Consider the following 12729-nt stretch of genomic DNA (forward strand, 5'->3'; position numbering starts at 1 on the left):
GACGTCCTCGCGGTGGGTGGGTCTCGATACGCCCCTGCGGGGCTACTCGACCAGCATGTGCGCGGGCGTCTCTTCCAAGTAGATCCACCGTCCGCCGGAGCCCGGGTCCCGATACGCCCTGCGCGCTGCTCGACCAGCATGGATGGCGCAGACATGGCCGTTCTCGGAGTCATCGGACTAACGCAGATCGGCCATCACTCGCTTTCGCAAGAATAGCCGGAACTTTCGCAACAACGCCTTCTCCGACTTTCGAAAGAATCATCGCGCCCGTCTTTTCCGGGCGCCGATCGAGAAGTACACGAAACGTTTCGTTTTCTTATTGACACGGGTGTTATCGGCTGCTTAGTCTCGTCCTCGTTCCGAATCACCGGCGATTGGATGCTCTCGACATGACGACCCGACCTGGGGCACGCGACGCCTGCACGGCGACCCGTCCGCCCCTCCTCCCGACACCGGTCGGCACGGCATGGTGATGCCGCTGACCGGCGCGCCCGGGACCACCGTCCCCGGCTCGACCGTGCCCGGCGCCCCCGGCCCGGAGGCGCCCGTCCCCGGCGGCCCGGCGTCGATCCGTGGCCGCTCGAACGCCCGCGGCTTCCGCGCCGCCCGGCGCAGCTTCCGGCGGCACTGGCAGCTCTACCTGCTGATCCTGCCGCCGCTGCTCTACTTCATCGTCTTCAAGTACGTGCCGATGTCGAACGCGATCATCGCGTTCAAGGACTACAACGTCATCGACGGCGTCTGGGGCAGCCCGTGGGTGGGCTTCAAGCACTTCGAGCGGTTCTTCTCGAACCCGATCTTCTGGACGCTGCTGAAGAACACCTTCCTGCTTTCCGCCTACGTGGTGCTGGCCGGCTTCCCGTTCCCGATCCTGCTCGCGCTGGCCCTGAACGAGGTGCGGCTGCGCTTCTTCCAGCGGACCGTGCAGATGGTCACCTACGCGCCGTACTTCATCTCCACGGTCGTCGTGATCTCGATGACGATCCTGTTCCTCTCGCCCAAGCTCGGCCCGGTGAGCGACGTCACGTCGTTCTTCGGACTCGGGGCGATCGACTTCCTCGGCGACCCGGACTTCTTCCGGCACATCTACGTCTTCAGCGACGTCTGGCAGACGACCGGCTATTCCGCCGTCCTCTATCTCGCGGCCCTCTCCTCCATCGACACCTCGCTCTACGAGGCCGCCCGGATGGACGGCGCGAGCCGGCTGCAGAAGATCTGGCACGTCGACATCCCGGGCATCATGCCCACGGCGATCACCATCCTGATCCTCGGCGTCGGCAATGTGATGGCGATCGGATTCGAGAAGGCCTTCCTCCTGCAGAACTCCCTCAATCTCTCGCAGTCCGAGATCATCCCCACCTACGTCTACAAAGTGGGTCTGCTCAACGCCGACTTCAGTCAGGCCGCGGCCATCGGGCTCTTCAACGGAATGATCAATCTGGTCCTGCTCCTGGGCGTCAACGCGCTCGCGAAGCGGATCACGGGACAGGGGCTCTGGTGACCGCACTCGACACGCCATCGACCACCGCTCACGAGGACGGCGAGGCCGCCCGGCCGCCGCGTCGCCGGCAGCGCGCGACCCGGATCAAGGACCCGATGGTCGACCGCGTCTTCATGATCGCCGTCTACGTCCTGCTCACGACGTTCCTGCTCGCAGTCCTCCTGCCGCTGCTCTACATCCTGGCCAGCTCGTTCAGCTCGCCGCTGGCCGTCTCGTCCGGCCGGGTGAGCTTCTGGCCGATCGACTTCACCCTCGAGGGCTACGAGCGCGCCCTCGGCGACTCGACGATCGTCACCGGCTTCGCCAACTCGCTCTTCTACACGGCCGCCGGCACCTTCGTCAGCCTCGCGCTGACCGTCGCGATCGCCTATCCGCTCTCGCGGAAGGACTTCTGGGGCCGCGGCGGGATCACCCTCGGCGTCATCTTCACGATGCTCTTCGCCGGCGGCATCATCCCCACCTATCTGGTGGTGCAGCAGCTCGGCCTGCTCGACACCCGCTGGGCGCTGATCCTCCCCCAGGCCGTCGGCGTCTGGCAGGTGATCATCGCGGTCGTCTTCTTCCGCTCCTCCATCCCGGACGAGCTGTACGAGGCGGCGCAGCTGGACGGCGCGAGCGATCTGCGCTTCCTCTGGACGATCGTGCTCCCGCTCTCGAAGCCGCTGCTCGCGGTGGTCGCGCTGATGTACGCGATCTACCAGTGGAACTCCTACTTCGACGCCCTGCTCTATCTCCGCGATCCGAGCCTCTATCCGCTGCAGCTCGTGCTGCGGAACGTCCTGATCCTCAATCAGGCGACACCGGGCATGGACGCGGCCGCGCAGATCGAGCGCCAGCAGCTCGCGGATCTCTTCAAGTACTCGCTGATCGTCATCTCGACGGTCCCGGTGATGATCCTCTACCCCTTCGTCGCCCGGTACTTCAACAAGGGCATCATGCTCGGCGCCGTCAAGGGCTGAGCACCCCGAGCACGGCCCGCACAGGGCCGACTCCCCCGGTCGCGCGGAACTCCCCCGCGGCTCTCTCACCCATGGAAGGAAACACCTTGTTCTCTCGCACACAGCACGGCAGAGTCGCCGCGCGGAGGAAGCACCTCCTCCTCGGCGCCGTCCTCACCACCGCGATCATCGGGCTCACCGGCTGCACCGGCGAGAGCCCGGAGGCCGACCGCAAGGTCATCCGGATCTTCGGCGAGCAGGGCGCGCAGATCGACCTGAACACCAACTCGTTCACGAAGGTCCTCGAGGACAAGTTCGACGTCGACATCCAGTTCGAGACCACCTCGTACGGTGCGTCCGAGGCGGCCGAGGCGCGGCAGATCTCGCTCGCCGGCGGCGACCTGCCCGAGGCGTACATGCTCGTCCCGTGGGCCTCGCAGTTCAGCCGCGCCGAGCTCCAGCGCTACGGCGACCAGGGCCTGCTCGTGCAGCTCAACGACCTCATCGACGAGAACGGCCCGAACATCAAGGCGGCCCTCGACGCGGAGCCGGGCTTCAAGGAGCTCACCGAGACCCCGGACGGGAAGATCTGGGGCCTGCCGCAGTGGAACGACTGCTACCACTGCTCCTACCCGTACAAGTTCTGGATCAACACCGACTGGCTCGACACACTCGGGCTCGCCGCTCCCACCACGCCCGATGAGTTCTTCGCGGTGATGCAGGCCTTCAAGACCCAGGACCCGAACGGCAACGGCCAGGCCGACGAGATCCCGCTGACCGGCAGCACCCAGCAGTCGCTGGTGCCGTACATCATGAACGCCTTCATCTACAACGCGTTCAACACCGGCTCCGGCGCGAACGGGCAGCCCGTCTCGCTCGGGCTCGACGGCGACACCGTGCAGCTGCAGACCATGCAGGACGGCTGGCGCGACGGCCTGAAGTTCCTCCGCAAGCTGTGGGACGCCGGCCTGATCGACCCCGCCACCTTCTCGCAGGGCGGCGACCAGATGACCGCGACCGGCAACGCGGCGCAGGGCGTGCTCATCGGCGGCTTCACCGCCATCCACCCCGGCTTCGCCGTGACCATCGGACAGGAGGACGGGCGCGACACGCAGTACGACCTGCTCCCGCCGCTGACGGGCCCCGGCGGCCAGAACGCCACCTTCCTCCTCCCGAGCGTGCCCGGTGCGACCTTCGTCGTGACCAAGGCGGCCGACGAGGTGGAGCAGAAGGTCATCGTCGAGATGATGGACTACCTCTTCTCGCCCGAGGGCCACGTCCGCGGTGAGTTCGGCGAGGAGGGCATCGGCTGGCGCGCCCCCGAGGAGGGCGAGATCGCGCTCGACCAGAGCCTCGAGCCGTCCCTCGTCGACACCAAGATGGACGAGTCGAACGAGGCCGACTACAACGGCAACTGGGGCCCGATGGCCCAGGTCTTCGACACGGCCGAGTTCCGCGCCAGCCAGGTCCAGCCGCTCGACATCTACACCGAGGCGGGCTTCGAGCGCCGCCTGTTCGAGGCGACCGACCAGTACGCCGGCAAGGAGTCCGACGCGATGTTCCCCTACTGGAACATCTGGGTCCCCTCGGAGGACGCCAGCGAGCTCTCCACCCTCACCGCCAACGTCGAGAGCAGCGTCGCGACGGCGACCGCCGAGTTCGTCACCGGGGTCCGCGACCCCGCGAGCGACGCCGACTGGCAGTCCTACCTCGACGCCCTGACCAGCCTCGGTGCGGACCGCTACGCCGAGATCTGGCAGAGCGCCTACGACCAGTAGCGGCTCACCCGTCCCCTCCCCTCGCCCGCGGCCCGGGCGGCGGGAGGGGACTCCGCTGTCACCGCGCAGCACGCCGCACGCAGTACGCAGCACGCCGCGCCCGCCGCCCGGCACCTCACGCCTTCCGCACGACGCACCCCAAGGAGCCCCGCATGACCCTCGCCCAGGAGTGGAACGACCCCGACGTGTTCGAGTGGGGCACGGAGCCGGCGCACGCCGTGCTCACTCCCTTCGCCACGCTCGACGCCGCACTGGAGGGCGACCGTGCGAGCACGCCGCTCGCGCACAGCCTCGACGGCGACTGGCGCTTCCAATGGGCGCCGAACCCGGCCGCCCGCCTGGACGGCTTCGCGGCCGAGGACTGGGACGACTCGGCGTGGCCGACCGTCCCGGTCCCCGCCAGCTGGCAGCTGCACGGCTACGACTTCCCGATCGGCACCAATCTCGTGCTGCCGTGGACCGGCGCGAACGGGCGGCACGAGCAGCCGGACCCGCGCGGCGACTACCCGAACGCGCCGACCCTCTACAACCCGGTCGGCCAGTACCGCACCGCCTTCGAGCTGCCGGACGGCTGGGCCGAGCGCCGCACCTTCCTCCAGTTCGACGGCGTGGAGTCGGCATACTCGGTCTGGCTCAACGGGCAGCGCCTCGGCTACCGGGAGGACAGCTACACGACGGGCGAGTTCGAGGTCACGGAGCACGTGCGGGCCGGCTCGAACGTCCTCGCGGTCGAGGTGCACCGCTGGTGCACGGGCTCCTACCTCGAGAACCAGGACAACGTCCGCCTCTCCGGGATCTTCCGGAGCGTGCGGCTGCTCTCGCGCGCGGCGGCGATGATCCGCGACGTCACGGTGCGCACCCCGCTCGATGACACGTTCACCGCCGGGTCGGTCGAGGTCTCGGTCGCGGTCGACGCGCGCCCCGGAGCGTCCGCGGCCGGTCTCGAGCTCCGCGCACGGCTGTTCGACGGCACCGCGCCGGGTGCGGCGGAGGTCGGCGAGCAGAGCCGGACGGTCGCTCTCGACGCCGACGGCCGCGCGGCGAGCCTGGCGAGCATCCCCGTCTCATCCCCGCGACTCTGGTCCGCGGAGACGCCCGAGCTCTCCACGCTCGTCGTCGAGCTGAGCGACGCGACCGGCGCCGTCCTCGAGCGCGTCGCCGTGCGGGTCGGCTTCCGCCGCGTCGAGATCGTGGACGGCGTGCTGCTCGTGAACGGCCGGGTGGTCTCGCTCCGCGGCGTCAACCGGCACGAGTGGAGCCCGCGCACCGGCCGCACGCTGAGCCGCGACGACATGATCGCGGACATCCGGCTGATGAAGCAGAGCAACATCACGGCCGTCCGCACCTCGCACTACCCGAACGACCCGCGCTGGTACGACCTGGCCGACGAGTACGGGCTCTACCTCGTCGACGAGGCGAACAACGAGACGCACATCAACCGCATCGACGACGACGGGGCGCCCTTCCTGCCCGGCGACCGCCCGGAGCTGCGCGCTCCCCTGCTCCAGCGGATGCGCAGCATGGTCGAGCGGGACAAGAACCACCCCAGCGTGATCGCCTGGTCGATCGGCAACGAGTCCGGAGTCGGCGCGAACCTGCAGGCGATGTACGAGTGGGCGAAGGAGCACGACCCGACCCGCCCCGTCAGCTACCAGGACCCCGTCGGCTCCGGCACCTGGGTCGTCCCGGCCGGTCTCTCGGACTTCGACGGCGACTTCTACCCGCCGGTCGCGCAGTTCGCCGAGCGCTCGCGCCGGGATCCGCGGCCCTACCTGCTGGTCGAGTACGCCTTCAGCCAGGGCAACACCTCCGGCTACCTCGAGGAGTACTGGGCGGCCGCCCGCGAGGACCCGCGCGCGATGCCCGGCGGCTTCCTCTGGGACTGGGCCGACAAGGGCCTGTACTGGCCGCGCCCCGATCGGCCCGAGGAGGAGTTCCTCGCCTACGGCGGCGACTGGGGCGACGAGCCGAACCAGGAGAGCGCCCACATGAGCGGCCTCGTCCTCGCCGACCGCACGCCGACCCCGAAGCTGGCCGAGGCGGCGCTCGCCTACCAGCCGGTCTCCGTCACCGCGGTCGATCTGCGCGCCGGCGAGCTCCTCGTCGCCAACGAGCACCTGTTCACCGGACTCGACGGCTACGTCGTGCACTGGACCGTGTCGGCGGACGGCGAGCCGGTGCAGCAGGGCTCGCTGCCCGGCGCGGAGTGGGCCGTCGGCCCGCAGGAGGAGGGGAGGGTCACGCTGCCCTACCCGCTGCCGGAGCCGGCTGCGCAGGACGCGGCGCGCGAGTACCGCCTCGACGTGCAGCTGGCCCTCGCCGCTCCCACCGCCTGGGCGGAGGAAGGACACGTCGTCGCGCGCGCCCAGTTCGAGCTGCCCGTCGACGCCTCGCCCGCCCGCCGCCGGGCGCCGAGGGATCTGCCGCCGGTGACCGCGACCGAGGAGGGCACGGCGATCGTCGTGCGCGGGCCCGCGTTCTCCGCGACCGTCGACCGCTCCACCGGCCGCCTGACCTCGCTCCGCTACGGCGGTCGCGAGCGGCTCGCCGCGCCGCTGCTGCCGAACTTCTGGCGCACCCCGAACGACCCCGAGCTCTCGATCCCGGACATCCGGCTGGAGCGCCCGGAGCCGTCACTGCCCTGGCGCGGCGTCGGCGAGGAGTGGGCGATCGATCGGGTGGACGTCGAGGAGACGCCGGGCGCCGTCCGCATCACGGTCGACGGGTCGGTGACCACGGCGGTGCCGTTCCGGCCGAGCGGCCGGGTGACGACCTCTCCGCAGTCGATCGTCTACACGATCCACGGCACGGGCCAGGTCGACGTGCTCTCCACCTTCTCGCCGGTCGAGGGCACGCCGAACCCGCAGGTCGTCGGCACCACGTTCGGGCTCGCGCCGGAGCTCTCGACCCTGCACTGGCACGGCCGCGGCCTGCACGAGTCGTCCGCCGACCGCCGGGCGTCGGCGTTCTTCGGCCGCTGGAGCGGCGCCGTCGCCGAGCAGCCGACGCGCTACAGCCGGCCGCAGGACAGCGCGAACAAGGCCGACACCCGCTGGGCCGCCCTCGTCGACGGCGGCGGCGCGGGCGTGCTCGTCCTGGCCGGCGGCGGCACGTCAGGCGACGGCACGTCGGTCGAGAGCATGTTCTTCAACGCTCAGCCGAACAGCCCGGACGAGCTGGCCGACCGCCGGCACTGGCACGAGGTCCCTGCGTCGACGAGGACGGTCGTCCGGGTCGACGCCGCCCAGGAGGGCCTCCAGGGCGGCAACTGGGACGTGCAGACCCGCCCGGAGAAGTACAGCAACACTCCGGAGAAGGGCCCCTACCGCCAGCACTTCCGCCTCCTCCCCCTGCGCAGCGGCGAGGACCCGGCGTCGATCGCCGCCGCCGCCGTGCCCACCGAGTCCCCCGTGTCGCCGCCTGAGCGGGTGCCTGCCTGACCGCGGCGGGTCCCGATACGCCCTTCGGGCTCCTCGACCAGCATGTGCGGACTCACACCGACGTCCTGCGCGCTCGATTCATGCTGATCGAGTAGCCCGCGGAGCGGGCGTCTCGAGATCCACTGCCCTGCACGACGTGGGTCTCGATACGCGCTGCGCGCTACTCGACCAGCATGTGCAGACGCACGCCGGCGCACCGAACGCGCGGTTCAGGCAGCGCGTGCGGGCTCACACGGACGCGTCCTGCGGGCGATGCATGCTGACCGAGTAGCCCGCGCAGCGGGCGTATCGAGATCCACCGCTCTGCACGTCGTAGGTCTCGATACGCGCTGCGCGCTACTCGACCAGCATGTGCGGACGCACGCCGGCGCACCCTGTGCGGTTCCTGCAGCACGAGCAGGCTCACACCGACGTCCTGGGGGCGATGCATGCTGACCGAGTAGCCCGCGCAGCGGGCGTATCGAGATCCCCCCACCGTCAGAACGGCGCGGGAACATCGACGAAGTACGGCCGTGGGGGCGGGTCAGGCGGCCGCCCGGGCAGTGGGGGTGGCCGGTTGCTGATCCGGCGGCCGGTGGGGCTCGTCCACACGAGGGTCCCCTGGTCGTCGACTCTGTCGTAGCTCCACTGGTCCCCGTGCCGGACGTGGTGGTGCGAGGTGCAGAGCGAGACGAGGTTGTCGAGGGAGGTCTCGCCGCCGTTGCGCCACTCGAGGGTGTGGTCGGCCTCGCTGGTCGCGGCGGGCCGGGTGCAGCCGGCGAAGCGGCAGGTCTGGTCCCGCAGTTGCAGGTGCAGGCGCATCTGCGGCGGTGGGACACGGTGGGTGCGGCCCACGGAGACGACCGCGCCGGTCTCGGAGTCGGTGAGGACGCGGGTGAAGGAGGCTGCGGTGCGGATCAGCTCGCGGGCGATCGGCGCGGGGACCGGTCCGTAGCCGTCGAGATCCGCGGGCGCGTCGTCGAGACCGACCGCGGTCGAGGCGGCGAGGGTGAGGCGCACCTCGGCCCGCACTCCGGGGATGAAGGTCGGGTCGGGTCGGTGCTCGGGGTCCGGGGTGGTGCCGGCGATGTCGCCGTCGCAGAGCAGATCGACCGCGGCGTCCGCGCTGAGCTGCTGCAGGGTGCGGGGGTCGCCGTCATCGCGGAGGGTGCGCGCGATGCGGCGCAACCGGTCGTACGCGCCCGTCACCGCCGGCGCGGGAGCGTGGACGCAGAGCGTCGCCATGCCGTCGACATTCGGGGTGACCCAGACGGCACGCTCCTCCTTCGCGCGGGCGTGGCGCTCGGCGAGTGGCTGCTCGTGCAGCTCCTCCCGCCACCGGCTCAGGGCGCGGCGCAGCTGCGTGGTCGTCATGGTGACCGCGGCGTCGGTTGCGCGCTCATCAAGGGCCACGCGGGAGGCTTCAGGGAGACTGCTCGCCGTCCTGCAGATCGCCTCGCCGACCTCCCAGAGGATCCGGCCGTCGCGGAGCAGCGCACGGGTGAGCGGCAGGTGCTCCATCAGCATCTCCGCGGTCTCGAGCCGTCGGCAGACCTCCGGCTCGGACACGCCGAGCGTCACCGCGAGCTCGGCACGGATCGAGCGCTCGACGAGATCGCGGGTCTCGCTCCGGGACGTGCCGCGGGCGAACGCCTCCGGGACGGTGAGCGCGACGCGGTAGCCGCGGTGGATGCGTTCCGCGGCTCTCAGGCGCGTCGGGGACGCGGCGCGCTCGGCGGCCGCGGCGTCGGTGAAGCAGTCGCGCACCTCCGCGAGTGCTGCCGCATTCTCATCTTCTGACATACGCGTAGTGAAGCAGGGGCCTCCGACAGCTCGGACGGAACCACCGGCTGATCGGGGACAACACCGTCGGATCGCGAGTGTGGAGGAGACCCGCTCCCGGATCTCTCGGCGATGGTGGGTCTCGATACGCCGCCGGAGGCGGCTACTCGACCAGCATGACCGGCCGCCCCGCGGGCTGCTGGACCAGCGCGAACGGCTGCCCGGCGACTCCGACGACCGACTCCGCAGGATCGCGCTCCTCCTGCGCAGGATCACGACACCGCGGCGGCCGCGTCCGACCGAGAGTGGAACCGACCCGTTCTCCCCCAGGAAAGGACCACCATGTCGAGAGTCGTGATCGTCTCGGGCGCCTCGAGCGGCTTCGGGGCGATGACCGTCCGCGAGCTCGCCCTCGCCGGCCACCGCGTCTACGCGGGCATGCGGGCGATGGACGGCCGCAACGCCCCCGCCGCCGAGGACGCCCGCGCCTTCGCCCGCGAGCACGGCGTCGACCTCCGCCCGGTCGAGCTCGACGTCTCCGACCAGGCGTCGGTCGACGCCGCCGTCGCCCGGATCGCCGAGGAGAGCGAGCGGATCGACGTGGTGGTGCACAACGCGGGCCACATGGTCCTCGGGCCGACCGAGGCGTTCACCGTCGAGCAGCTCGCCGAGGTCTACGACGTCAACGTGCTCTCGACCCAGCGGCTCAACCACGCGGTGCTGCCGATCCTCCGCGCGCAGGAGGACGGCCTGCTCGTCTGGGTCGGCTCGTCCAGCTCCCGCGGCGGCACGCCCCCGTACCTCGGGCCGTACTTCGCGGCGAAGGCGGCGGAGGACGCGCTGGCCGTCGGCTGCGCGGTCGAGGTCGCGCGCTTCGGGATCGACACCGTCATCGTCGTCCCCGGCTCGTACACGACGGGCACCAACCACTTCGCGCACGCCGGCCGGGCCGCGCGCGCGGAGATCGCCGCCGCCTACGAGGACCGCTATCCGGGCCTGATGGACGACGTCTCGGCGCGCCTCGCAGAGCTCGCACCGGCCGACGCGGACCCGCGCGAGATCGCCGTCGAGATCGCCCGCGTCGTCGGGCTGCCCCGCGGCGAGCGCCCCTTCCGTGTCGTCATCGACCCGGCCGACGACGGCGCCGCCCGCGTCTTCGCGCTCGGCGACGCGGTCCGCCGCGAGTTCTACGAGCGGATGCGGATGCAGGACCTGCTGAGCCCCGCCGACACCGGCGTCCCCGCCACGACCGCAGCTCAGGGAGAGAACCGATGACCACCCAGGATCAGCCCCGCACCGCCCTCGTGACCGGAGGGTCCGGCGGTATCGGCCGCGCCGTGGTCGGGCGGCTCGCCCGCGACGGGCTCTCGGTGGCCGTGCACTACTCCGGCAACCGCGAGCGCGCCGAGGAGGTCGCGGTTGCCGCACGCAAGCACGGTGTCGAGGCCGTGGTCGTCGGCGGAGACGTCGCCGACGAGGCCGCGATGGCCGCGGCCTTCACCGAGGCGGAGGACGCGCTCGGCGGCCTGGACGTCGTGGTGAACACCGCCGGCATCATGATCCTCGGCCCCGCGGCGACCTTCGATCTCGCGGACCTCGACCGGATGCACCGCACCAACGTCCGCGGCTCGTTCGTCGTCGCGCAGCTCGCCGCGGCCCGCCTGCGACCGGGCGGGGCGATCATCACCTTCTCCACCAGCGTCACCCGCACCTCGTTCCCGAGCTACGGCCCCTACGTCGCGTCGAAGGCGGCCGTCGAGGCGCTCACGCTCGTCCTCGCCCGTGAGCTGCGCGGGAAGGACATCACCGTCAACGCCGTCGCGCCCGGCCCGACCGCCACCCCCCTCTTCCTCGACGGCAAGTCGGAGGAGGAGGTCGCCCGCCTCGCGGGCGCGGTGCCGCTCGAGCGCCTCGGGCAGCCCGAGGACATCGCCGAGACCGTCGCCTTCCTCGCCGGCCCCGGCCGCTGGATCAACGGCCAGGTCCTCTTCGTGAACGGCGGCCTCGCCTAGCTCGAGCAGGGACGCCGGGTCTCGACACACCGCTGCGCGGCTCCTCGACCAGCACGACGCCGACCCGCCCCCTCATGCTGCTCGACCAGCATCCGCAGAGCGCCCCCTCATGCTGATCGACCAGCATCCGCAGAGCGCCCCCTCATGCTGCTCGACCAGCATCCGCAGAGCGCCCCCTCATGCTGCTCGACCAGCATCCGCAGAGCGCCCCCTCATGCTGCTCGACCAGCATCCGCAGAGCGCCCCCTCATGCTGATCGAGTAGCGCCCGCAGGGCGCGTATCGAGATCCACCGCACCCGCACCCGCCGCCGGCTCCGCCCCGTCGTACCGCGCCCGCGCCGCCTGCACCGCCGGCAGCTGCCGGTCGGTCCAGCGCAGCAGCGCGTCGACCAGCTCGTTCAGCGTGTCCCCGATCGGCGAGATGCGGTACTCGACCGCGATCGGCCGGGTCTCGAGGACGACGCGGCTGATCATCCCGTTGCGCTCGAGCCGGCGCAGCGTCGCGGTCAGCGACTTCTGCCCCACCGCCGGAACGGCCCGCCGCAGCTCGTTGAAGCGCAGCGGCCGCTCGCAGAGCTGATCGAGCACCTGCAGCGACCACTTGTCGAGCAGCTCGTCCAGCAGCTCCCGGTGCGGAGCGTCGACCTGCAGCAGCTCGGTCACGGTCGGGGCGGCAGCGGTCGGGGCGGCGGGCTCGGTGTCGTCCATGCCACCTAGTCTCGTTGAAGTGCCCTTCGTGCACCAGGTAGACAGAAGGAACCACCTACCCGAGAGAAGGACACCATGACCGTCAGCACCAGCTCCCCCGAGGGCATGCTCCAGCCCGTGAACTACGACCACGTCGCGGTCGCCACCGGCAGCCGTCACGTGCACGTCGCCGGTCAGATCGCGCGCGACGGCGCAGGGAACCGCCTCGCCCCCGACGACCTCGCCGGCCAGGTCGCCCAGGTCCTCCGCAGCACCGCCCGGGGGCTCGCCGGAGCCGGTGCCACCTTCGACGACGTCGTCCGGCTCCGCTTCTTCCTCACCCGCTCCACCCCGGAGATGTTCGCCGAGTGGGTCGCCGGGATCGAGCAGGTGCGCGAGGAGCTCGGCCTGCCGGACCCGCTCCCGCCGCTCTCCGCCATCGGCGTCGACTTCCTCTTCGAGCCCGACGTCCTGGTCGAGCTCGAGGCCTACGCCGTCCTCGACTGAACCGCGGCGCACTCGGGGGCATGCAGACCCGCCCCCTCCTTGCTGGTCGAGCAGCGCCGAAGGCGCGTATCGAGACCGACCCGCCCCCGCAATCGGACTCAGCA

Annotated in this window: 9 protein-coding genes; 7 read left to right on the top strand and 2 right to left on the bottom strand. The window is 71.0% G+C overall.

Going from position 1 to position 12729, the window contains the following annotated elements; all coding sequences use genetic code 11:
- Positions 1-466 precede the first annotated feature (466 nt).
- From MT355_RS15385 to MT355_RS15400, 4 genes are all read left to right on the top strand, one after another.
- A complete protein-coding gene (locus MT355_RS15385; protein WP_243600210.1) occupies positions 467-1501 on the top strand; it encodes a sugar ABC transporter permease in 1035 nt (344 codons plus the stop codon).
- Positions 1498-2460, top strand: a complete 963-nt coding sequence (locus tag MT355_RS15390) for a carbohydrate ABC transporter permease (RefSeq protein ID WP_243600211.1) — start codon at positions 1498-1500, stop codon at positions 2458-2460. Before MT355_RS15385 ends, MT355_RS15390 begins: the two co-directional genes overlap by 4 nt.
- 86 nt (positions 2461-2546) lie before the next feature.
- On the top strand, positions 2547-4217 hold the full coding sequence (locus MT355_RS15395) for an extracellular solute-binding protein (protein WP_243600212.1): 1671 nt from the start codon (positions 2547-2549) through the stop codon (positions 4215-4217).
- A 152-nt stretch (positions 4218-4369) separates the two neighbouring features.
- Positions 4370-7657 carry a glycoside hydrolase family 2 TIM barrel-domain containing protein gene (locus MT355_RS15400; protein WP_243600213.1) on the top strand — a complete coding sequence of 1096 codons (3288 nt, stop codon included), beginning with the start codon at positions 4370-4372 and terminating at the stop codon, positions 7655-7657.
- A 477-nt stretch (positions 7658-8134) separates the two neighbouring features.
- Here MT355_RS15400 and MT355_RS15405 read toward each other — a convergent pair whose 3' ends face one another.
- A complete protein-coding gene (locus MT355_RS15405) occupies positions 8135-9439 on the bottom strand; it encodes an HNH endonuclease signature motif containing protein (RefSeq protein ID WP_243600214.1) in 1305 nt (434 codons plus the stop codon).
- A gap of 321 nt (positions 9440-9760) precedes the next feature.
- Between MT355_RS15405 and MT355_RS15410 the strand changes: the two genes are divergently transcribed.
- Together MT355_RS15410 and MT355_RS15415 are read left to right on the top strand one after the other, a co-directional pair.
- The gene (locus MT355_RS15410) at positions 9761-10693 is read left to right on the top strand and encodes an SDR family NAD(P)-dependent oxidoreductase (RefSeq protein WP_243600215.1); all 933 of its coding nucleotides are present in this window, start codon (positions 9761-9763) and stop codon (positions 10691-10693) included.
- Positions 10690-11430 (top strand): SDR family oxidoreductase, encoded by a 741-nt coding sequence (locus tag MT355_RS15415; protein ID WP_243600216.1) that lies wholly within the window; start codon positions 10690-10692, stop codon positions 11428-11430. The genes MT355_RS15410 and MT355_RS15415 overlap by 4 nt, the downstream gene beginning before the upstream one ends.
- 247 nt (positions 11431-11677) lie before the next feature.
- Here the strand turns inward: MT355_RS15415 and MT355_RS15420 are convergent, their stop codons facing one another.
- The gene (locus MT355_RS15420; RefSeq protein ID WP_243600217.1) at positions 11678-12139 is read right to left on the bottom strand and encodes a helix-turn-helix domain-containing protein; all 462 of its coding nucleotides are present in this window, start codon (positions 12137-12139) and stop codon (positions 11678-11680) included.
- A 75-nt stretch (positions 12140-12214) separates the two neighbouring features.
- Between MT355_RS15420 and MT355_RS15425 the strand changes: the two genes are divergently transcribed.
- On the top strand, positions 12215-12625 hold the full coding sequence (locus tag MT355_RS15425; protein WP_243600218.1) for a Rid family hydrolase: 411 nt from the start codon (positions 12215-12217) through the stop codon (positions 12623-12625).
- Positions 12626-12729: the final 104 nt, after the last annotated feature.

Origin of the sequence: Rathayibacter sp. VKM Ac-2929 (assembly GCF_022815495.1) — a bacterium.
Classification (GTDB): Bacteria; Actinomycetota; Actinomycetes; order Actinomycetales; family Microbacteriaceae; genus Rathayibacter; species Rathayibacter festucae.